The following is an 18933-nucleotide window of genomic DNA, read 5'->3' as shown; positions in this document are numbered from 1 at the left end:
GGAGAAATATAAGAGGGGGGAAAGATATGAGTAAGATATATGATATTACCAGAAGTATAAATAACGGTATGGTGGTATACCCGGGAGATATTCCGGTGCAGGTAAAAGAATTATCTGCCGTAAAAAACGGTGACCTGGCCAATTCCACCGCCATTACCATGAGCAGCCATACCGGCACCCATGTGGATGCGCCTAAACATTTATATAGTGATGGAAGGGCTTTAGATCAAATACCGCTGGAAACACTGGTGGGCCCGGCGGCGGTGATAGAACTGCCCAATACCGGGGCCATAACTAAAAAGGATTTGTCCGGTTTCCACCTGCAGGGAGTTAAAAGGTTATTGTTTAAAACAGCCAATTCCGGGCTTTGGACAAAAAAGAAATTTGTCAGCGATTATGCTCACCTGACTCCCGGTGCTGCTGAATACCTGGTTCAGAGCGGCTGCCGGCTGGTGGGGATAGATTACCTTTCTGTAGATCCCCCCGGTGAGGTGCTGCCGGTGCACGAAATACTTCTATCCGCAGGGGTAGTAATAATTGAGGGGCTAAATTTATCCGCAGTTCCGCCCGGCCGCTATGAGTTGATTTGCCTGCCGTTAAAAATTGCCGGGGGCGACGGGGCACCGGCCAGGGTAATTTTACGGGAACTGCAGAAAGACCTTGGGTGATACACCGCCCAGGGTTTTTTGTTTTTATTTCTGTAACAACTTTCACCATTCTACATATTATGTCATTAGATTCCGAATCAATAAGGGGGGAATTTAATGGGCTACTACGGTGGATACGGTCATAATGACTCTACTTTCATCATCTTTTTAATTCTCATTTTACTGCTGCTGGGTACACCCGGCTGCGGTTATGGCCCGGGCTATGGACCATACGAGAAGTAACCGCATAATTTAAAAATGATGAAGGGAGGAAAAATTATGCCCGGATATGGCGGATACGGGTATGGAAACCCTGCTTCTCTGGTTTTCTTGATTCTCATTTTGTTGTTGTTGGGAACACCCGGATTCGGTTATGGGTATTACGATGCTAATAAATAGCTCTTAAAGGGGAACCCGCTGTTTTACGTTAAAAGTGAAACAGCGGGTTTCATTTAATATCTGTTAATAATAATACCTGTCGTTGGGGGCCGGGGCAGTTATGCCTCCATAGTAATGGGTATGCGGTCTGATACCGTTAAACCATGTTATCCCGTAGTAACGGTGAACATGATACCCCCTGCCTGCCGGTATTCCCGGGCCGGTAACCACCTGGTAGTAATGTGTGTGTCTATTGTTAAAGGTTGTAGTCCCAGTCAGGTAATGGGCGTGTGCGTCTACACCACCGAAATTTCTGCTGGAGATACCGCTGTAGCGGTGTATATGGCCCAAATTGAAGCTGGTGGGACCATAATAAAAATGAACATGCCCCCCGATGCCGTATTCCGGCTGCCTGGTTGTATTCACAGTTATCACTCCCGCTTTTTTTATATCAGCATATGTATAAATATGGAAAAAGGTAACATAAATTTAGAAGATACTTATTGTCATAACATATCTTAAGTAGTAAAATACTACTGTGGCTGTAATTGAATAAGTTCTGGGGGAGTCTATGTTATAGGCTGAGAGTGGGCTAGTGAGCACCAGACCCTTAAAACCTGATCGGGGTAATGCCCGCGTAGGGAAGGATAAAGTGTATTTTTACGTACACCTGAACTGCGGGTGTACTTTTTTAATTATCTGAGGTGATATTAATGGCTGTTATTTTTGCCGGTGGAGAAATACAGGATTATCAAGCACTGAAAAAATTGATACCCGATAAAAGTTACATAATATGTGCTGACGGAGGAACAAGGCACGCCCGTGCCATGGGGTTAATTCCCAATTTGATTATTGGAGATATGGATTCAGTGCAGTTAGAATTATTAAATTATTACCAGGGCAAAGGGACTGTTATTTGTTATTACCCCACAGAAAAGGATGAGGTGGATACAGAACTGGCCATACGGGAAGCAGTAAAGGCCGGCTCTAAAGAAATACTGCTGTTGGGTGCCACCGGGGGCAGGTTGGACCATACCCTGGCCAATGTTCACCTGCTGGTGGCGGCAGCAAAACTGGGGGTGCGGGGTACCATTATTGATGAACAGCACCGCATTTCCCTGGTTACACCGCAGCTGCCCGGGGAAATAAAAGGAGAAACCGGCGATTTGGTGTCGCTAATCCCGCTTACCAGTGAAGTAACCGGTGTGTTCAGTACAGGTTTAAAGTGGGAACTGGTTGACCGCAGTTTTAATATCGGCCATCCCTTTGGTATCAGCAATGAATTAACCGGTTCCACCGCCGCCATAACTGTAAGAGAGGGCATTTTATTGATGATTAGAGTATGGAATAAGGGGGGATAAATTTGCCCAGTATTAATGTCAGTTTTCAAGTAATACCCCAGGTACCCGGTGAAGATACCTATGCTGTGGTGGATAAAGCCATTGAAGTGGTGCAGAAATCAGGAGTTAAATATGAAGTGGGCCCTATGGAAACAACCATGGAAGGTGAATTAGACCAGCTTCTGGAGGTTGTTAAGCAGGCCCAGCAGGCCTGTATAGATGCCGGGGCCGGCAGGGTGATGACGATAATTAAAATAGATTATGCTCCCGGCGGGGTTACCATGGAAGAAAAGATTTACAAATACAGGTAAGGGCGGCTATGGGTGTTAAATATCGCTATCCGCTGATATTTACTGCCGGGTTTCTGCTGCTGTGGGAAAGTTATGTGTATTTTACGGGGAAGGAAAAATGGCTGCTGCCCGCCCCCAGCGATATTGCGGCAGCGTTTCCGGGAATGCTGCCGCTGCTGGTGGAGCACGGCCGGTATACCCTGCTGGCGGCGGTGGTGGGATTCGCGCTGGCCATAGCGGTGGCACTTTTACTGGCGGTGTTAATGGATATATCACCGGTGCTGCGCCAAGGCATTTATCCTTTATTAGTCATATCCCAAACCATACCCATCATTTCTGTGGCTCCGCTGTTTATCATTTGGTTTGGGTATGGGCTTTTGCCAAAGGTTATAGTTGTAGCTTTGGTATGTTTTTTCCCGCTGGTGGTGAGCGTTATCCAGGGAATGGAAGCGGTAGACCGGGATATGGTTAACCTGCTGCGGGTGATGGGAGCCAGCACCTGGCAAATTATTAAAGAAGTAAAGCTGCCGGCGGCACTGCCGTCTTTTTTTGCCGGGTTAAAAATTGCCGGTACATACAGTATTATGGGAGCGGTAATTGGCGAGTGGCTGGGGGCTGCCAAAGGGCTGGGGCTTTTTATGACCCGGGCCATGCACTCATACCAGTACGACCGGCTGTTTTCTGCCATTATTGTAGTATCGCTGTTAAGTGTGCTGTTGTTTATGATTATAGAAGTGATTGGCAGGCTGGTAATACCCTGGCATTACAAAAAGGGGGAGTAAAATTATGAGAAAGATTATTGCGGTGGTATTAAGTTTACTGCTGGTTGTTGGGCTGGCTGCCTGCGGGCGGCAGGAAAACCAGGTTAAAGAACAGGGCGAAAAGCCGCTGGAAAAGGTGACGGTAATGCTGGACTGGGTGCCCAACACCAACCATACCGGACTGTATGCTGCTCTGGAAAAGGGCTGGTATAAAGAGCAGGGATTGGATGTAGAAATAATTTCACCCGCCGAAGGCGGCACCACCCAGCTGGTGGCCACCAATAAGGTGGATTTTGGTGTCAGTTACCAGGAAGATGTAACCATGGCCAGGGCCAATGGAGTGCCGGTGGTGTCAATTGCTGCGGTAATTCAGCATAACACCTCTGGTTTGGCCTCTAAAAAAGAAGATAACATCACCACACCGAAAGATTTAGAGGGCAGGCGCTATGGCGGCTGGGGGTCACCCACCGAAGAGGCGGTTATCAAGGCCATCATGGAAAATGCCGGTGCTGATTTTAACAAAGTGCAGTTCATTAACATTGGTCAAGCGGACTTTTTCAGTGTCATTGGGCGGGATGTTGACTTTACCTGGATATATTACGGTTGGGACGGTGTGGAAGCCCAGCGCCGGGGAATACCCCTTAACGTAATGATGTTAAAGGACCTGCATCCTGCTTTGGATTACTACACCCCGGTGCTGATCAGCAGTGAAAAGACAATAGCGGATAACCCGGAACTGGTGAAAAAATTTATGGCTGCCACAGCAAAGGGTTATCAATTTGCCATTGAACACCCTGAAGAGGCAGCAGAAATACTGTTAAAACATGCCCCGGAATTGGATAAAGAGCTGGTGGTGGCCAGCCAGAAATGGTTGAGTACCAGGTACCGGGATGATGCGCCCAGGTGGGGTGAACAAAAGAAAGAGGTGTGGGAAAATTACACCCGGTGGATGTACCGCTGGGGTCTGCTGCCGGAAATGATAGCTGTGGATAAAGCCTTTACCAATGATTTTCTACCCTAAAAAGGAGCAGTTATGTCAAAACTAAAACTGGTTGAAGTAACAAAAAGTTACAGCACTAAAGAAGGCCCGCTGCCGGTACTGGAGCAGATATCGTTGGAAGTAAGGGGTAACCAGTTTGTCAGCCTGGTGGGGCCCAGCGGCTGCGGCAAAAGCACTTTGTTTAATATCATTTGCGGTTTGGTAAAACAAGACAGCGGCAGCATTCTGCTGGAAGGCGAGGAAAAAACTAAGCCCGGTGATTTAATAAGCTACATGCCCCAAAAAGATCTGCTGCTGCCCTGGCGCAGGGTAATTGACAATGTAATACTGCCGTTAAAACTGGCCGGAGTTTCCACCGCTGATGCAGTGCGAGAGGCTATGGGTTTAATGGATGTCTTTGGGCTGAAAGGTTTTGAGCGGCGGTATCCATGGGAACTGTCCGGGGGTATGCGCCAGCGGGCCGCTTTAATGCGCACAGTGCTGGCTAAAAAAGATATTTTGCTCCTGGATGAGCCCTTTGGGGCACTGGATGCCATTACAAGGTTTAAAATGCAGTCCTGGCTGCTGCAGGTTTGGCATCGGTTTAAAAGAACGGTGTTATTTATTACCCACGATGTGGAAGAGGCTGTATACCTATCAGATAAAATTTATGTATTGTCCCAGCGGCCGGGCAGAATAAAACTGGAGGTTGATGTACCGCTGGCCAGACCCCGTATTCCCGGTATGATCACCGGTGCCCATTTTGTAAAAATCAAAGAAAAAATTTTAAAGAGCATTGATGCTTAATAAAGCAAATAAACCCGCCGCAGTGATCCTTTAAAAAAGGAGCGGCGGGCTTTTTTATACTATAAGTATTTTGTATACACAATAAATAACAAAAGGATATTTGTAATTAGCGCAGAACTGTATACTGTATTTTGCTCGACAAAATAAGATAAAGTAAAATATGCTGCATTGGGGGTAAATTATGACACAAAAAGAGAAAATGGGATTACCGGTTAAAATGAGTTTGGCTTTAATTGCCGGTGTTGTTTTGGGAATTATTGTTCAAATGGCCGGTTGGAATTTAGACTTTATAAAACCCTTTGGGGATTTGTTTATTCGCTTAATTAGAATGATAGTTATTCCCCTGGTATTTGCCTCTCTGGTGGCCGGTGCCGCCAGCATGGGAGACGCCCGCAAGCTGGGCAGCGTGGCATCCAAAACCCTCTTTTGGTATTTTGGAACCACAGCGGTGGCTATAGGGTTGGGCTTGTTTTTTGCCAATATACTTGAGCCGGGTGTGGGTTTAAACTTGTCTCCGGAAGGTTTAGAAGCCAAAAAAGTTGATCCCCCCGGCATGGTGGATACACTGTTAAACATTGTTCCCATTAACCCGGTGCAGGCCTTTGCCGAAGGTAACCTGCTGCAGATTATACTATTTGCCATTTTCTTTGGTTTTGCATTAAACTCCCTGGGCGAAAGGGGAAAGCCCTTACTAAATCTCTTTGAACTGGTAACAGAAACCATGATTAAACTAACCAACATTATTATGAGTTATGCTCCAATTGGTGTATTTGCCCTGGTTTCTTACACAGTGGCCCAGTACGGTCCCAAAGTTTTACTGCCTTTAATAAAAGTAATTGCTGCCATGTATATCATATCTGCTGTTCATGTGGTACTGGTGTATCTTGTTTCTGTTAAACTGGTGGCCAAAAAGAACTTAAAAGAATTCTTTGCCGTTATAACAGAACCGTTACTGGTAGCCTTTACAACCTGTACCAGTGCCGCTGCCCTGCCGCTTAACATGCGAGCTGTCAGGAAATTGGGGGCATCTAAAGACGTCAGCAGTTTTGTTATTCCCTTGGGGAACACAATTAACATGGATGGTACAGCCATTTACCTGGGACTTTCCGCCGTGTTTGTGGCCCAAATATACGGCTTGGGCTTAACCGGCAGTGAACAGTTAACCATTCTGCTGATGGCTGTACTGGCCTCCATTGGCTGTGTAGGCGTTCCCTCCATGGGGCTGGTGGTTATGACCATGGTATTTACTTCAGTTAACCTGCCCCTAGAGGGTATAGCACTGGTGGCCGGTATAGACCGGGTGCTGGACATGGCCCGCACCAGCTTGAATGTAATAGGTGACGCAGTTGCTGCCCTGGTGGTTTCCAGGTGGGAAGGTGAATTAGGGGAAACGGATTTAGAAACAACAGGCCCATCTGAAAATGCTGTGGTATAAGTAAGATAACATTTTCAAGAATTATTAAACCCGGGATTCTAATTTTAGAACCCCGGGTTTTTACTTCATTGATTAACTATTAGTCATAAGAATAGCTAAAACAACAATTATAATTACAGCGGCGGTAATCAGGTACAAACCATTTCCGGCCCTTTGTTTAGAAGCGGGGGGGAGCTGGGCCAGTGCCTGGAGGGCATCCTTTTGTTCCCCTGTACCTGTACAGGTTTTTTCTGCCCTTAACGGAGTATTAATAATGCAGCTGCTGGGAACAAAAGAAATGCCGATTTTTTTTTGCTTTTTATGGCGGAACTTTATGGTGGGTCCAATTATTTCGCCTACCTTTTCCAGGCATATGGGTTTGGGGAATACACTGCGCCAGTCATAACTGCTCACTGACTGTTTAAACACAGGATTGATAATGCAGCTGGCAGGTACAAAAACTTTATTATCTCCAAATGGTTTTTTGCGGCGCTTTTTTGGATTGGGACCAATGAGCGGGGGACTGGGTTTATGCTCTGGCGGGGACGGAGATGAAAACTCTGCCCTTGGTGCTGCGGTGGTTTCCCTGGAAATAATACAGCTTGGTGGTACAAAAGCGGCCTTGGTGTCAAATTTTTTCACCCGTTTTGCGTAACCGGCGTTGGGCCCTAAAACCACCGCCGTAGTTTCCATTTTTGGCGGAATAAATTTCTTTACTTTAGAACCTGTTTGCGGTACCGACCCGGTATAATTATTTTTTATCTTTTTATTGCGCTTCTTCAGTTTTCTACGTTTTTTTATTTTTCCCATCTGTCAACACTCCTCTCACTATAAATAAATGATTAATCTCCCGGAATATTCATAAAATTTAACTTGTTATCAGACCACTTTAACTGATTTTTTGGAAATTATTGCAATAAATATCACTATTTTAGTTACCCGAGTATATACTACAAAAGAACTTGTTAATGTGGTGATTAAAAATGATTGGAATTGCTTTAATAGGATGTGGGGTATGGGGCAGCGCTTACCTGCGTACGTTAAATGCCATGCCGGAAGCTAACCTGCTGTACGTTTGCGATCAAAAGCGGGCAGTACGGGAAATGGTTGCTGCCAAATTTCCGCACATTAAAGTAACTGGCAGTTATCATCCCCTGTTAAATGATTCAGATGTGCAGGCGGTGATAATAGCTACACCACCCCACTCCCATTATGAAATAGCGGCTGATTGTTTAACTAACGGTAAAGCGGTACTGGTTGAAAAACCCACCACAACTAACATGAAAGATACAGAAAAACTGGTTCGACTGGCCCAGGAAAATAAACAAATTTTAATGACCGGTCATTTAATGGAATATCACCCGGCGGTGGAGATATTAAAAAACCACATTAGCCGGGGTGCCTTTGGAGATATTAAATTCCTAAACTTTGAACGAACAAACTGCAGTGTATACCGGAAGGATGTGAGCGTGCTTTGGGATTTAACAGTACATGATTTAACCATCATGTTTTATCTGCTGGAAAGTAAGCCGGTGTGGGTTTCTGCCAGAGGAATAAAATGGAATGAAGATTTACCCATGGGTATACTGCTGGTTAGCTGTGGCTTTTCTGATCATACCCTGGTTCACATTCATAATAACTGGCATTACTCCCAAAAAATACGCCGGCTTAATATTGTTGGTACAGAAATGATGGCCGAATTTGATGATACCCGTAAACCGGGCCCAAAGTTGACCTTCCTCCGGCCAAATGCTGGAGTGCAAAACGTTGCCGTACCGGTGGAAAAGCCGCTCCAACGACAGTGCGCCCATTTTTTAAATTGTGTTCGCCGCAAAAAACAGCCCCGCTCGGGGGGAGCCGGTGCTTTAAGAGTGATAAAAATGATGGAAGCAATAGAAAGTTCAGTGCTGAAAAAGCAAATCGTATATCTGTAAAGGAGAAAAAGATGAAAGTTAAATATTTGGAAGAAGGGGATATCCCGCTGTGGGAGAGTTTTGTTAAGAATTCTCGCAATGGAACCTTTATGCAGCAGCGCGAGTTCTTAAGTTATCATCCCCCGGAAAGGTTTAATGACCGTTCTTTATTAATATTAAGCGATAAAGGGCATCTGCTGGCGGTGCTGCCGGCGGCGGAGAAAAAAGAGGGGAAGAAAAAAGTTTTGCATTCCCATCCCGGGGCATCCCACGGGGGAATTATCATCGGGCATGAGACTAAAACCAACTCCATGCTGGAAGTAGTGGCTGAAATAAAGCAATTTGCCCAACAAAAAGGTTTTGATGCCGTGGAATTAAAACTGGTACCCCGGATTTATCACACGTGGCCCTGTGATGAAATAGATTATGCCCTCCGCTACCATGGGTTTAAGGTGGCATACACGGAACTGGCCACAGCAGTGCCGCTGCAGGACTATAACCACAATAAGGCTAAAAGCACTGTACTGAGAAATGTGCGTAAAGCATTAAAAAATAACCTGACAGTTAGAGAAACCGATGATGTAAAAACCTATTGGCTGATTTTAACCCGCAACTTAAAAGAACGGCATCAAGCCAAACCCACTCATACCTATGCCGAAATAATTGATTTAATGAACCGGTTTAAGGGAAAAATTAAACTTTTCGGTGTTTTTAACCAAGAAAAGCTGATAGCCGGTACGGTGGTGTTTATTCTCAATAGGCGGGCGGTAAATTGTTTTTACATTGCCCAAGATGAAAACTACCAGTCACTGCGCCCGCTGAATTTACTTTTTTACCGGTTAATTGAGTGGGGTAAAAAGCACGGTTTTACGTATTTAGATTGGGGTATTTCCACTGAAAACCGGGGCACAAAGGTAAATACCCGGCTGTTTAACTTTAAAGAAAGCTTTGGTGGTAGGGGTGTGCTGCGTGAAGCTTACAGGTGCAGTTTAACATCTTGAGTATAATTTCCCCGTGCCGCATTGCGGCACCACCGGGGGATGAAAAGCCCCGGCAGACCGAGTACCGAGTTTGGCCGGCGAGGAATTTTGGCAAACGCTGCAAAAGCCGCCGGCTCAGCAAGATACCATTTTTCATGGTAGGATGGGAGGCTTAATTTAATGCGAGTATTATTTGTGGACAGTGATCCCCAGTACATTAACGGTATGGCTGAAGGACTGCGCCAAGTGGGATGTGATGTACTGGTATTAAAAACTGCTGCTGAAGAAGATTTGGAACTGGCTTACGAGCTGTTCCGGCCCCATGTACTGTTTACCGCCGGGTGGAACAAAATACACACCCGGGATAACCTTAACAACCTGGGTACATTTACCAAAAGGCATAATTTAGTGCACGTCTACTGGGCCACCGAAGACCCCAGGTGGACGAAAAAATGGTCCCTGCCCTATATAGAAACCACAAAGCCTACCCATGTATTTACAATAGACCCCGGTTCAGTTTCTCTATACCGGAAAATGGGGCTGGTGTCGGCATATATAACCTGGGCCTGCAATCCCGAGTATCACCGGCCGGTACCGCCGAAGGAAGAATACCGCTGTGATATAGCGGTGGTTGCCACCGCCGGGGTAAGCTGGCGGGGGTTTCGCCGGCAGTCGGTGCGCACTTTAGTTAAACCGCTGGTGGAAAACGGGTACGATGTAAAAATATGGGGCAAGCGCTGGGATAAATTGGATCCTCACCTGGTGGGTTTCTCCGTGCCGGAAAAATGCTTATGCGGCAAACTGCCCTATGAAGAAACCAATGCGGTGTACAGTTCCGCCAAAATTGTGCTGGGTATACAAAGTTACACCGGCGAATTGACCGCCCGCACCTTTGAAATTACAGCGGCAGGGGGATTCATGCTGGCTTCCGACACCCCGGCCATAAGAAAAATATTTCAGCCCGGTAAACATTTGGCTGTGTCCGGTTCAGAAAAAGAAACGCTAAAAATAGTAGACTATTATTTGAAACATGAAGCAGAGCGTAAAAAAATAGCCTGCCGGGGCCGCAGACTAGTGACTGAAAAATTTACTTACCGCCACCGGGCTAAAGAGCTGCTGCTGAGCGGGGGGTAAACATGCAAACCACCGTTAAAAAACCTGTTCAATGCAGGGGTATAAATATCAAAGGCACCGGGGAGGCGAAAATAACCTTGGAACCTGCACCCGCTGACACGGGAATTTTATTTATCCGGGAAGACTTACCCGGAACACCTGTGGTGCGCTGCTGCAGTGAAGATGCCTTGGTAGACAGCCGCTGGACTTCACTGGAGCAGAATGGTGTCAGGGTGGAGCATACAGAGCACCTGCTGGCAGCTGTCAGAGGAATGGGGATAGATAACTTAGTGGTGCGCATGAACTGCTCCAGCCTTCCGGTGGTGGATGGATACAGCTGCAGAGCATTTGTGCAGGCAGTACTGCGGGTGGGACTGCAGCAGCAGCAGGTACCGAAACGGTACATAGAAGTAAAAGAACCCTGCCTGTTAAAAGATGAATTTTATTACCGCCGCAAACGCTTTAATAAGTATATTGCTGCCCTGCCCGCCCGGAATTTAGAACTGACATATATTTTGGATTATCCAGATCAGTCCCTGCCCTCCCAGGGAGCCAGTTATATCATCAACCGGGAAATTTTTATAAATCAATTGGCAGATGCCCGCTCTTATATAACGGGGGAGGAATACCAGCTGGTGGCAGAATTAATCGGTAAAGGAATGGAGTCGGTATTGGTTTTTTCTAAAGGCAAAGCCCCCAGGCTGAGATATGCCAACGAGCCGGCCCGGCATAAACTGGTGGATTTGCTGGGTGACCTGGGTACTGCCGGTTGTAATATAAAAGGTAAGTTTATAGCCTTTCGCAGCGGCCATAAATTAAATATTGAGATGATTAAAAAAATAACTAAATAACAGCGAGTGATAAATATGATTCCCATTGCTGAACCGCAGATCGGTTTAGAAGAGCAGGAAAAAGTGATAGAGGTATTAAACAGTAAAATGCTGGCCCAGGGCAAATATGTGCAGCAATTTGAAGCAGAATTTGCCGGGTACTTGAATATTAAGTATGCCATTGCCACTTCTTCGGGAACCACAGCCCTGCATGCCATTATGGAGGCCCTGCCCATAACCCCGGGGGATAAAGTGCTGACCACGCCATTTTCTTTTATAGCTTCAGCCAATGCCATTTTGTACTGCGGTGCCATTCCGGTGTTTGTAGATATTGACCCCTGCACTTACAACCTTTCACCCAAGGCACTGGCCCAAGCAATAAAAAAGCATCCCGATGCCAAAGCTGTTCTGGTGGTGCACATCTTTGGCCTGCCGGCGGAAATGGAATCAATTTGCCAGCTGGTTAAAGAAAATAACCTGCTCTTAATTGAAGATTGTGCCCAGGCTCACGGTGCAGCATATAAAGGAAAAAAAGTAGGCACCTTTGGCGATGCTGCGGCGTACAGTTTTTACCCCACTAAAAATATCACCTGCGGCGAAGGAGGCATGGTTGTTACCAACAGCGGGGAAATTGCCGACCGGGTGAGAATGATTATAAATCACGGCCAATCCCACCGCTACCGGCACCATATACTGGGATATAACTTTCGCCTCACCAACATCCATGCGGCCATCGGAATAGCACAGCTAAAAAAATTAGAATCATTGAACCGGAAAAGGATACACAATGCTCATTATTACCGGCAGCACATTAATAACCACCGGGTGGTGCTGCCCTGTGAACCCAAAGACTGCCTCCACGTTTATCACCAGTTTACTTTACAGGTGAAGAACAGGGAGCGTTTTATTACTTACCTGCAGCAGAAGGGGGTTGGCTGTGCCGTTCACTACCCGTTAATTATTCCCCACCAGCGTTTGTACCGGGATAACTTCAATTACAGCCAATCCTGGCCGGTGGCGGAAAAAATATGCCGGCGGTGTGTTTCCATTCCCGTCCATCCCGGCCTTACTGGTGAACAACGACAATACATTGCTGAGGTGGTGAATAATTATGCCTAAAGTCCTGGCCATCCACCAGCCTAACTATTTACCGTGGATTGGGTACTTTCATAAAATGCTTAACTGCGATGTATTTGTAATTGCCGATGATGTGCTGCTGTCATCAAAATCAGTGACCCACCGTAACGTAATTAAATGCGCCAGCGGACCCGTATTATTAACCATTCCACTGGCCCGGAAAAAAGTTCTTATTAAAGAAGTGCTGATTTGTAACAGCGAAAATTGGGCTAAACGGCACTTTCAGTCTTTACAGCACTGCTACGCACGTTCAAAGTACTGGAAGTATTACAAAGAACGGTTTAGGCAGGTTTACAGCCAAAAATGGGAGAAACTGCTGGATTTAAACCTGGCCATGATTAATCTGATAAGGGAGATTTTAGATATTCAAACTCCCCTGGTTCTTTCTTCAGAGCTGCCCAATGTACAGGGAAGAAAAAGCCGGCGCATTGTTGATATCTGCAAAAAACTGGGAGCCGGTGTTTATTTATCCGGGCAGGGAGCTAAAGTGTACAATGATGAGCAGGTTTTCAAACAGCATGGCATAGAGCTGAGGTATCAACAGTTTATACATCCCACTTACCGCCAGTTGTGGGGTCAGTTTGTTGATAAACTATCTGTGGTGGATTTGATTTTCAACTGCGGTCCTAAAAGTAAAGAGATTCTGGAGGAATGCAGCGGTGAAACAGGTTAACGTTTTAGTTACCGGGTCCGGATCACTGTACGGGGTGGCAATTATACAATCACTGCTCAACGGGCCGCTGAACTGCCGGGTGACAGCCTGCGATACCAATGCCATGACTTTGGGATTGTACCTGGCCCATAAAGGCTACCTGGTGCCGCCGGCATCCAAAGAAGAAATTTGGCTGAATAAAATAATAGATATCTGCCGCCGGGAAAAAATTCACGGCATATTGATTGGCTCATCCCACGAGATTGAGGGTTTTGCCCGCCACAAGGACTATATTTTTCAGCAAACCGGGGCCAGGGTTTTCGTACACTCCCCGGAAGTTATTGCCACATGTAAGGATAAATGGCTGACATTGAACTTTTTAAAAGAAAATGGTTTTTATTTTCCACAAACATTGAGATGGCCGGAGGATAAGGCACTGCTGCCCGATTTTATAGAACGGGTTGGTTTTCCCTTGGTGGCCAAACCCCGCATTGGTGCCGGCTCCCGGGGGGTGGCTGTTTTATCAAATATCAAGGAGTTAAATCAATTTGCCGGGGATAAAAAGGATTATATTATTCAAGAATATTTGCCCGGTGATGATGGGGAGTTTACAGTGGGGGTTTGTTTGGGAGCAAAGGGTACAGTGCTTTCCTGTATTGCTTTAAAAAGATGCCTGCAGGACGGTATGACCATGTGGGCGGTGGCCGATTCTTACCCGCAGATCTGCAGTTACTGCCAGCGGGTGGCTGAAATGTTAGGCGGCTATGGCCCGTGCAATCTGCAGCTGCGTCTTAAGAATGGTAAGCCCTATATTTTTGAAATTAATCCCCGGTTCAGCAGTTCCACCGGCATGCGCATTGCCCTGGGGGTAAAGGAACCGGAACTGCTGATTAGGTCAGAAATACTGGGCCAAAAAGTTACCAAACCCACTGCCGGCCGAGGAGTAGTGATAAGGCAGTACACAGACTATGTTATACCCCTTGAACGAGTTAATAACCTTACTTCCTCCCAGTGCTTTAATACCTGTTTTGAATTTCTCTCACCGGGGTAGACTACAACCTAATAGGTGAGGAGGTAAGGATGATGAATATTGAGCTGCAGAGATGTGATTTCTTAACCGCTTATATAATAATTGATAATGAAGACATTCTGCTGGAAGAAGTGGAAAAATTTCGCCGCATGGTGGTGCGGGCCAGGGAAAAAGGGCTGTTTACCGCTACAAAGTTTGAATATAAATTATTAAACAAGGCGTTAAAAATGGGACCAGAGCAGCTGGTTCAAACCATTCGCCACATTACACCGGAAAAAGACCGGCGTGCAATACTGCGCATTACTGAGCAGGCGCACAAGTTTTTACCTTTTGTGGTGCCTGATCAAGTTCTCTCTGACTGGGCTGTTAAACAGATAAATCGTTATTTTGTAAGAGGAAAACTGCGCGGGGAATGTGAGCAAAAATTACAGACCATGGTGGAAGCCCTAACCGATTCCTTTGTGGTTAACGCTTTAATTGAATCCACACGCAGCGAGGAAGATTGGCAGCGGCTGGTTGAACATATTAAACAGAATTTTGCCCATGTGGGTGCTTATAAAGAGATGACAGGTAAGGATTAGCGCCCCTGTAAATTTAACCGCCGGGTTAAATAGTCATGAACCTGTTCAAAGATAAAACCGGTTATAAACCACAGCGGGGCCATATCCAGGCGAATTAAGCCGTGTATTTCCCACGGCGAGGTTCCGGAATAGTTCCAGGGGCTATAGCCGGTAATTAACCTGATTAACCCACCGGTGGAATACTCCAGGGCAAAGATAACCAGCACCCACACCATTCCCCGTATAAACCAGGGGTATCTACGAATGGCATTATGCAGCGGTTCTAAAAACACTGCCAATCCATAAATGGGAAACATCCACAGGTAAGTATGTGCGGTTAGACGGGGGTCTCCGCTAAGGGCCGATTCGAACCCGGTCCAAAACACCTCTAACCCCCAGCCCAGCAGGCCGTAAATAAAAAATCTTGTTTTCATGGAGTTAGTTTTTGTCAGAAAATCAAATATTATGAATTGTTATTAATTGTCTTTTATGATTATATATACAGGTGTATTGAGGAATTTAATATTGAAACTTTTAACCTCCGGTGCTATAATTGTTGTCGAAAATTTTAGACATGGAGGTTAAAAATGGAACATCCAACACATACCCAAATTATTTTTGCTGACAGTGCGGAGGAAGCCAAAGAAAAGTATCTTGCCCTGGGCATTAAGCCCGATCATGACCCCAACCCCAAAATTGACGTGCGCAAGGTTACCGAAGAAGAAGACGTTGACCTGGATCAGGATTTTAACTTATTTGGGGAAGTTTCTGTAGGACCAGATGTGATGAAAAAAATAAGAACTGATGTGGAAAGGGCCTATGTGGTATATTACCTGGAAAAGCACTAACAAGGGAGCTCACCTGTATTATGGTGAGCTCGAAATATTTTGCGCACCGGTTTTATAAGGCCATAGATTTTGGATTACCGGTGATAATTTATAAAAGGTGGCCATGTAAGTTACCTGCACCATGGGCATTATGGCCACTATCATTACCGTTTTGGGGCTGAAAAACAGTATTGCCAAGGCTAAAGTGAGGGCGATGTTTTTGCCCGCCACGCTGTAAGAAACAGCCACCATGTCCTCATAACATAGCTTTCTAAACCATGATATTAACGCTGCCAGCAGAAACAAGGTGGGATAAAACAGCAGTGACGGTACCGCCATGGACAATAAATAGTCCGGGTGCTTAATTAACTCGGTGGCTTCTGCGGTTAGGGAAATAAAAAACAGCATATACATACTTAAACTTGACACGGCAGGCAGGGCCATTTTTACTTCGTTAAATTTTTTTAGACCTAATCTTTTAGTTAATTGAATGCGGATAAAACTGCCAACGGCCAGCGGGATGGCAATAATAATCAAAACGTTTTTCAGCATGGTCAGCGGGTTTACTGATACGTACTGGCCGGCCAAAAGCAGGGTCCATAATGGGATTAAAAGTATTCCCGCCAAAAGACTTATTACCAGCGTGACAATGGCTATGGAAACATTACCCCTGGACAGCCCAGTCCAGGCCACAATCATACCGGCGCAGGGAACTGTACCCATTAAAATCAAACCGGCTGCAAAATCCGGGTAATTGGATAAAAAGTGCTGTGCCAGTATGCCGGCCAGTAGGGGAGAAAATAAGAAATTTATTACCAGGGTTACACCAAGCAGCTTAATTCTTTTAGCCGCAGTGGCCAGTTCATCCAGGCGAATACCTACCATCATGGGAACCAGCATGCTGAACAGGCACAGGGGGGCAAAGGGCTGTAAGCTATGGCCCACCTGAGGATAGTAATAGCCGAAGGTTATCGAGAACAAAATGACAGCCAGGAGAATTTGTACAACGTATTTGTTAATAAACCTGGCGGCGGTAAAAAACATCTGCAAGCCCCTCCCGGTTGTTAAAATACAGGCCCTATTAAAAACACATTATACAATATATTTTAATAACTATGCTGCATAAATACCGGCATTTGATGATCGAAAATGAAGGCCGTACCCTCCGGCAGATAAAAAAATACCCGGCTGGACAGCCGGGATGAGAAAATAAACAGGCGCGATGTTAACATAATGTAACATCCGCCTGTTATTTTACCTTAATTTCGATTACTTTAGCATGCCAACAATAAAATTCGCGCTTGTAAAAATTTACTGAAAATTTTATTCCGAAGACTTATTAAACTTTTCTAACTCCTTCACCGGGAAACGGGCTTCCCTTTCTTTGTTATATACGCCGTGCAAGCCAATTAGAATTACCAGCACCACAGCGCCGGATACCAAACCGATTGTAGTTACCAACCTAACACCCCCTATTTTTATAAGTTGTTTACCTAATTATAAAACTATCTATAAGTATTTTCAATAATATCTAATTTTGGTGATACTATAAGGGTGTTAAATACTGCCCTTAACAATTACCTAATATTGACAATAAAACACAATGATGATAACTTACATACAAAGATGCAGAAAAAAATTATATTATTATATTATTGAAAGGAATTTGGCGATGATTAGAGTTTCTCAGATTAAACTACCAATAGATCACAATACCGCTGATATAGTAACCGCTGTATTAAAAAAACTGCGCATTAAAAAAGATGATTTACTGGAGTACCGGATTTACAAGCAGTCAATAGATGCCAGAAAAAAAGATAAAATCTACTTTGTTTATACTGTAGATGTACGGCTGAAAAAAGAAAAAAATATTCTCGATAAGATTAAAAGCAAAGACATATCCGTTACTCCCAATTTAAAATATAAATATGTGCAGCACGGCTTCAGTAAACTGGAGCACCGGCCGGTAATAGTGGGAACCGGCCCGGCGGGACTTTTCTGCGGCTTGATACTGGCTCAAATGGGCTACAGGCCCCTGCTGCTGGAAAGAGGGGCAGATGTTGATACCAGAACTGAAAGGGTACAGAAGTTTTGGCAAACCGGACAGCTTGACACCGGATGCAACGTTCAATTTGGCGAGGGTGGGGCCGGCACCTTTTCCGACGGTAAATTAACCACCATGATAAAAAACAAACGCTGTCGGAAGGTGCTGGAAGAGCTGGTGCAGGCCGGTGCGCCGGAAGAAATAATGTATGCTTATAAACCGCACATAGGCACAGACATTTTGAAAACGGTGGTTAAAAATATTCGGCAGAGGATAATAGAGCTGGGCGGGGAAGTAAGGTTTAACAGCAGGGTTAGCAGCATAATCGTTGAAGACGGCCGCGTATCTGCGGTAGCGGTAAATGGCAGTGAAAAAATAAATACCCAGGTACTGGTACTGGCCATTGGCCACAGCGCCAGGGATACCTTTGAAATGCTGTACCAAAAGGGTATTGTTATGGTCCCGAAACCGTTTTCCATCGGGGTGCGCATAGAACACCCCCAGGATTTGATTAACCGGGCCCAGTATAAACAGTTTGCCAACCACCCCAGGTTGGGAGCTGCAGACTACAAGTTATCCTACCATTCCGGTTCCGGGCGGTCTGCCTATACGTTTTGCATGTGTCCCGGCGGCCTGGTGGTGGCGGCGGCTTCAGAAAAAGAAGGGGTAGTTACCAATGGTATGAGCGAATATGCCCGGGATGCCGAAAATGCCAACAGCGCGCTGCTGGTAGGGGTAAAACCGGATGACTATGGCAGTGACCATCCCCTTACCGGTGTATATTTCCAGCGCCGGTGGGAGCGCAAAGCTTATGAGCTGGGCGGTGGAAACTACCGGGCACCGGCCCAACTGGTGGGAGATTTTCTTTTGGACAGGCCTTCCAGCGCCTTGGGAAGTGTACAACCCTCATACAAGCCGGGGGTTGAATTGGCTGAACTTAAAAACTGCCTGCCCGGTTATGTAATTGAAACCTTAAAAGAGGCTATAACTGCCTTTGATCGAAAAATTAAAGGTTTTGCCATGGCCGATGCAGTGCTGACCGGTGTGGAAACCAGAAGTTCTTCCCCGGTTAGAATTTACCGGGATGAAAATTTGGAAACAAATATAGGCGGTATATACCCGGCGGGAGAAGGCCCGGGATATGCCGGCGGAATAATGTCTGCCGCGGTGGACGGGATCCAAGTGGCGGAAAGCATTGCCGGAAAGTACAGCCCGGAACCGGCCAGCTGAG

Annotated in this window: 23 protein-coding genes and 1 riboswitch; of the genes, 18 read left to right on the top strand and 5 right to left on the bottom strand. The window is 45.8% G+C overall.

Annotated features, from left to right (window positions below):
• Positions 1 to 26 precede the first annotated feature (26 nt).
• On the top strand, positions 27 to 668 hold the full coding sequence (locus tag JOC37_RS09575) for a cyclase family protein (protein ID WP_204618386.1): 642 nt from the start codon (positions 27 to 29) through the stop codon (positions 666 to 668).
• 96 nt (positions 669 to 764) lie between these two features.
• On the top strand, positions 765 to 890 hold the full coding sequence (locus JOC37_RS13495) for a hypothetical protein (RefSeq protein WP_274380948.1): 126 nt from the start codon (positions 765 to 767) through the stop codon (positions 888 to 890).
• Positions 891 to 1109: 219 nt separating this feature from the next.
• On the opposite strand, the gene JOC37_RS09570 is transcribed toward JOC37_RS13495, so the two are convergent.
• Positions 1110 to 1451, bottom strand: coding sequence for a YmaF family protein (locus JOC37_RS09570; protein WP_204618384.1), 342 nt, complete (start codon positions 1449 to 1451; stop codon positions 1110 to 1112).
• Between the two features lie 125 nt (positions 1452 to 1576).
• Positions 1577 to 1686: riboswitch (TPP riboswitch) on the top strand.
• 52 nt (positions 1687 to 1738) lie between these two features.
• Here JOC37_RS09570 and JOC37_RS09565 point away from each other — a divergent pair.
• The 6 genes from JOC37_RS09565 to JOC37_RS09540 all read left to right on the top strand — a co-directional run bounded on the left by JOC37_RS09565 (position 1739) and on the right by JOC37_RS09540 (position 6637).
• Positions 1739 to 2386, top strand: a complete 648-nt coding sequence (locus JOC37_RS09565) for a thiamine diphosphokinase (RefSeq protein WP_204618382.1) — start codon at positions 1739 to 1741, stop codon at positions 2384 to 2386.
• 2 nt (positions 2387 to 2388) lie between these two features.
• Positions 2389 to 2676 carry a thiamine-binding protein gene (locus JOC37_RS09560; protein ID WP_204618380.1) on the top strand — a complete coding sequence of 96 codons (288 nt, stop codon included), beginning with the start codon at positions 2389 to 2391 and terminating at the stop codon, positions 2674 to 2676.
• Between the two features lie 8 nt (positions 2677 to 2684).
• On the top strand, positions 2685 to 3437 hold the full coding sequence (locus JOC37_RS09555) for an ABC transporter permease (protein ID WP_204618378.1): 753 nt from the start codon (positions 2685 to 2687) through the stop codon (positions 3435 to 3437).
• Positions 3438 to 3441: 4 nt separating this feature from the next.
• The gene (locus JOC37_RS09550) at positions 3442 to 4437 is read left to right on the top strand and encodes an ABC transporter substrate-binding protein (RefSeq protein ID WP_204618376.1); all 996 of its coding nucleotides are present in this window, start codon (positions 3442 to 3444) and stop codon (positions 4435 to 4437) included.
• A gap of 12 nt (positions 4438 to 4449) precedes the next feature.
• On the top strand, positions 4450 to 5202 hold the full coding sequence (locus tag JOC37_RS09545; protein ID WP_204618374.1) for an ABC transporter ATP-binding protein: 753 nt from the start codon (positions 4450 to 4452) through the stop codon (positions 5200 to 5202).
• A gap of 181 nt (positions 5203 to 5383) precedes the next feature.
• Positions 5384 to 6637, top strand: a complete 1254-nt coding sequence (locus JOC37_RS09540; protein WP_204618372.1) for a dicarboxylate/amino acid:cation symporter — start codon at positions 5384 to 5386, stop codon at positions 6635 to 6637.
• Positions 6638 to 6709: 72 nt separating this feature from the next.
• On the opposite strand, the gene JOC37_RS09535 is transcribed toward JOC37_RS09540, so the two are convergent.
• On the bottom strand, positions 6710 to 7426 hold the full coding sequence (locus JOC37_RS09535; RefSeq protein WP_204618370.1) for a hypothetical protein: 717 nt from the start codon (positions 7424 to 7426) through the stop codon (positions 6710 to 6712).
• Between the two features lie 173 nt (positions 7427 to 7599).
• Here JOC37_RS09535 and JOC37_RS09530 point away from each other — a divergent pair, with 173 nt between their 5' ends.
• The 8 genes from JOC37_RS09530 to JOC37_RS09495 all read left to right on the top strand — a co-directional run bounded on the left by JOC37_RS09530 (position 7600) and on the right by JOC37_RS09495 (position 14852).
• Positions 7600 to 8550 carry a Gfo/Idh/MocA family protein gene (locus tag JOC37_RS09530; protein ID WP_204618368.1) on the top strand — a complete coding sequence of 317 codons (951 nt, stop codon included), beginning with the start codon at positions 7600 to 7602 and terminating at the stop codon, positions 8548 to 8550.
• 11 nt (positions 8551 to 8561) lie between these two features.
• Complete coding sequence (locus JOC37_RS09525) at positions 8562 to 9530, top strand: GNAT family N-acetyltransferase (protein WP_204618366.1); 969 nt, start codon at positions 8562 to 8564, stop codon at positions 9528 to 9530.
• A gap of 159 nt (positions 9531 to 9689) precedes the next feature.
• Positions 9690 to 10643: a CgeB family protein gene (locus JOC37_RS09520; RefSeq protein WP_204618364.1), complete on the top strand. Its 954-nt coding sequence runs from the start codon at positions 9690 to 9692 to the stop codon at positions 10641 to 10643.
• 2 nt (positions 10644 to 10645) lie between these two features.
• Positions 10646 to 11473, top strand: coding sequence for a UDP-3-O-acyl-N-acetylglucosamine deacetylase (locus tag JOC37_RS09515; RefSeq protein ID WP_204618362.1), 828 nt, complete (start codon positions 10646 to 10648; stop codon positions 11471 to 11473).
• Between the two features lie 15 nt (positions 11474 to 11488).
• On the top strand, positions 11489 to 12571 hold the full coding sequence (locus JOC37_RS09510) for a DegT/DnrJ/EryC1/StrS family aminotransferase (RefSeq protein ID WP_204618360.1): 1083 nt from the start codon (positions 11489 to 11491) through the stop codon (positions 12569 to 12571).
• Positions 12564 to 13262: a WbqC family protein gene (locus JOC37_RS09505; RefSeq protein WP_204618358.1), complete on the top strand. Its 699-nt coding sequence runs from the start codon at positions 12564 to 12566 to the stop codon at positions 13260 to 13262. Before JOC37_RS09510 ends, JOC37_RS09505 begins: the two co-directional genes overlap by 8 nt.
• Positions 13249 to 14292, top strand: coding sequence for an ATP-grasp domain-containing protein (locus tag JOC37_RS09500; RefSeq protein WP_204618356.1), 1044 nt, complete (start codon positions 13249 to 13251; stop codon positions 14290 to 14292). Before JOC37_RS09505 ends, JOC37_RS09500 begins: the two co-directional genes overlap by 14 nt.
• 32 nt (positions 14293 to 14324) lie before the next feature.
• On the top strand, positions 14325 to 14852 hold the full coding sequence (locus tag JOC37_RS09495) for a hypothetical protein (RefSeq protein ID WP_204618354.1): 528 nt from the start codon (positions 14325 to 14327) through the stop codon (positions 14850 to 14852).
• Here JOC37_RS09495 and JOC37_RS09490 read toward each other — a convergent pair.
• Positions 14849 to 15265: a putative ABC transporter permease gene (locus JOC37_RS09490; protein ID WP_204618352.1), complete on the bottom strand. Its 417-nt coding sequence runs from the start codon at positions 15263 to 15265 to the stop codon at positions 14849 to 14851. The two genes, JOC37_RS09495 and JOC37_RS09490, sit on opposite strands and share 4 nt — an antisense overlap.
• A gap of 153 nt (positions 15266 to 15418) precedes the next feature.
• Between JOC37_RS09490 and JOC37_RS09485 the strand changes: the two genes are divergently transcribed.
• On the top strand, positions 15419 to 15679 hold the full coding sequence (locus JOC37_RS09485; RefSeq protein ID WP_204618350.1) for a hypothetical protein: 261 nt from the start codon (positions 15419 to 15421) through the stop codon (positions 15677 to 15679).
• Between the two features lie 18 nt (positions 15680 to 15697).
• Here the strand turns inward: JOC37_RS09485 and JOC37_RS09480 are convergent, their stop codons facing one another.
• Positions 15698 to 16702, bottom strand: coding sequence for an arsenic resistance protein (locus JOC37_RS09480; protein WP_204618348.1), 1005 nt, complete (start codon positions 16700 to 16702; stop codon positions 15698 to 15700).
• Between the two features lie 279 nt (positions 16703 to 16981).
• Entirely contained in the window at positions 16982 to 17119 is a 138-nt protein-coding gene (locus JOC37_RS09475) for a hypothetical protein (protein ID WP_204618346.1), read from the bottom strand.
• Positions 17120 to 17330: 211 nt separating this feature from the next.
• On the opposite strand from JOC37_RS09475, the gene JOC37_RS09470 reads away from it, so the two are divergent.
• Positions 17331 to 18932, top strand: a complete 1602-nt coding sequence (locus tag JOC37_RS09470; RefSeq protein WP_204618344.1) for an NAD(P)/FAD-dependent oxidoreductase — start codon at positions 17331 to 17333, stop codon at positions 18930 to 18932.
• The last annotated feature ends 1 nt before the right edge of the window (position 18933 follow it).

The sequence above is a fragment of the Desulforadius tongensis genome, from assembly GCF_016907915.1.
GTDB lineage: Bacteria > Bacillota > Desulfotomaculia > Desulfotomaculales > Desulfohalotomaculaceae > Desulforadius > Desulforadius tongensis.
The sequence above is the reverse complement of the archived record's forward strand: the minus strand, read 5'-3'. Positions and strand labels throughout refer to the sequence as shown.

Coding starts and splice junctions, on each gene's coding strand:
- JOC37_RS09515 (WP_204618362.1), top strand. CDS start 10,646: ATGCAAACCACCGTTAAAAAACCTGTTCAATGCAGGGGTATAAATATC.
- JOC37_RS09480 (WP_204618348.1), bottom strand. CDS start 16,702: ATGTTTTTTACCGCCGCCAGGTTTATTAACAAATACGTTGTACAAATT.
- JOC37_RS09520 (WP_204618364.1), top strand. CDS start 9,690: ATGCGAGTATTATTTGTGGACAGTGATCCCCAGTACATTAACGGTATG.
- JOC37_RS09535 (WP_204618370.1), bottom strand. CDS start 7,426: ATGGGAAAAATAAAAAAACGTAGAAAACTGAAGAAGCGCAATAAAAAG.
- JOC37_RS09525 (WP_204618366.1), top strand. CDS start 8,562: ATGAAAGTTAAATATTTGGAAGAAGGGGATATCCCGCTGTGGGAGAGT.
- JOC37_RS09490 (WP_204618352.1), bottom strand. CDS start 15,265: ATGAAAACAAGATTTTTTATTTACGGCCTGCTGGGCTGGGGGTTAGAG.
- JOC37_RS09545 (WP_204618374.1), top strand. CDS start 4,450: ATGTCAAAACTAAAACTGGTTGAAGTAACAAAAAGTTACAGCACTAAA.
- JOC37_RS13495 (WP_274380948.1), top strand. CDS start 765: ATGGGCTACTACGGTGGATACGGTCATAATGACTCTACTTTCATCATC.
- JOC37_RS09510 (WP_204618360.1), top strand. CDS start 11,489: ATGATTCCCATTGCTGAACCGCAGATCGGTTTAGAAGAGCAGGAAAAA.
- JOC37_RS09470 (WP_204618344.1), top strand. CDS start 17,331: ATGATTAGAGTTTCTCAGATTAAACTACCAATAGATCACAATACCGCT.
- JOC37_RS09550 (WP_204618376.1), top strand. CDS start 3,442: ATGAGAAAGATTATTGCGGTGGTATTAAGTTTACTGCTGGTTGTTGGG.
- JOC37_RS09575 (WP_204618386.1), top strand. CDS start 27: ATGAGTAAGATATATGATATTACCAGAAGTATAAATAACGGTATGGTG.
- JOC37_RS09495 (WP_204618354.1), top strand. CDS start 14,325: ATGAATATTGAGCTGCAGAGATGTGATTTCTTAACCGCTTATATAATA.
- JOC37_RS09565 (WP_204618382.1), top strand. CDS start 1,739: ATGGCTGTTATTTTTGCCGGTGGAGAAATACAGGATTATCAAGCACTG.
- JOC37_RS09530 (WP_204618368.1), top strand. CDS start 7,600: ATGATTGGAATTGCTTTAATAGGATGTGGGGTATGGGGCAGCGCTTAC.
- JOC37_RS09540 (WP_204618372.1), top strand. CDS start 5,384: ATGACACAAAAAGAGAAAATGGGATTACCGGTTAAAATGAGTTTGGCT.
- JOC37_RS09505 (WP_204618358.1), top strand. CDS start 12,564: ATGCCTAAAGTCCTGGCCATCCACCAGCCTAACTATTTACCGTGGATT.
- JOC37_RS09555 (WP_204618378.1), top strand. CDS start 2,685: ATGGGTGTTAAATATCGCTATCCGCTGATATTTACTGCCGGGTTTCTG.
- JOC37_RS09485 (WP_204618350.1), top strand. CDS start 15,419: ATGGAACATCCAACACATACCCAAATTATTTTTGCTGACAGTGCGGAG.